Source organism: Mesorhizobium sp. M7A.F.Ca.US.002.01.1.1, assembly GCF_004022955.1.
Lineage (GTDB): Bacteria > Pseudomonadota > Alphaproteobacteria > Rhizobiales > Rhizobiaceae > Mesorhizobium > Mesorhizobium ciceri.
In genome coordinates this window covers 1-1,035 of record NZ_RZQE01000935.1, presented here as the reverse complement: position 1 = coordinate 1,035, position 1,035 = coordinate 1, and the positions used below count along the sequence as shown (strand labels likewise).

Here is a 1,035-nt window from a genome sequence, read left to right as displayed (position 1 = left end):
GAGGAAGGCGCCAAGGTCATCGTCGCCGCCCGCCGCCAGGCCGAGCTCGACGCGCTTGTCGCCGAAATCGCGGATGCCGATGGCATCGCCATCGCGCTTGCCGGCGATGTCCGCGACGAAGCCTACGCAAAGGCCCTTGTCGATCTGGCGGTCGAAAAATTCGGCGGGCTCGACATCGCCTTCAACAATGCCGGCGCTGTCGGCCTGATGGGACCGATAGCCGAACTGCCGCTGGAAGGCTGGCGCGAGACGCTCGACACCAATCTCACCAGCGCGTTTCTCGGCGCCAAATACCAGGTGCCGGCAATGGTCGAGCGTGGCGGTGGTTCGCTGATCTTCACCTCCACCTTCGTCGGCCACACAGTCGGCATGCCAGGCATGACCAGTTATGCCGCGAGCAAGGCCGGCCTGATCGGACTGACACAGGTGCTTGCCGCCGAATACGGCCCGAAAGGCGTGCGGGTCAACGCGCTGCTGCCCGGCGGCACAGACACGCCGGCGGCAACCTTCAAGACCCCGGAATCACGGGCCTTCGTCGAAGGCCTGCATGCTTTGAAGCGTGTCGCTATGCCGGAGGAGATCGCTCGCTCGGCGCTCTATCTCGCCTCCGATGCCTCGAGCTTTACCACCGGAGCCGCTCTGTTTGCCGATGGCGGCGTGTCGATCAACCGGACGTGAAGACTTTTCGCGTCCGGAATGCATGTTCATAGCCGCCAGGCAGACGGCCGGTCTTGATTTTTCGCCGCGATTTGGCGATGCCGTTTCTGTCCAAAAGCGGGGTCTGGAACTATGTTGTTGATCAGAACCTATGTGACTGCGAGTGCGATCGAAGGCGTCGGCGTGTTCGCTGCGGAGCCGATCAGGAAAGGGGCTTCGATCTGGCGGCTCGATCCGGATTTCGACCGACTGGTCCCCATGGACAAATACGAAGCGGCCCCCCCGCATCTCAGGGAACTGCTCGACCGCTATGCCTATCCCAGCCCCGACCGGCCAGGTTTCATGGTCTATGAAGTCGACAATGGCCGCTTCATGAAC

The 1,035-nt window shown here is 62.6% G+C and carries 1 protein-coding gene and 1 pseudogene; both read left to right on the top strand.

Annotated elements, in window-relative coordinates; translation table 11 throughout:
* Positions 1–678 (top strand): SDR family oxidoreductase (locus EN932_RS36850; RefSeq protein WP_128369561.1); only part of this gene is annotated, 678 nt, incomplete at its 5' end.
* A 111-nt stretch (positions 679–789) separates the two neighbouring features.
* Positions 790–1,035: pseudogene (locus EN932_RS36845) on the top strand (SET domain-containing protein-lysine N-methyltransferase); the annotation flags it as partial.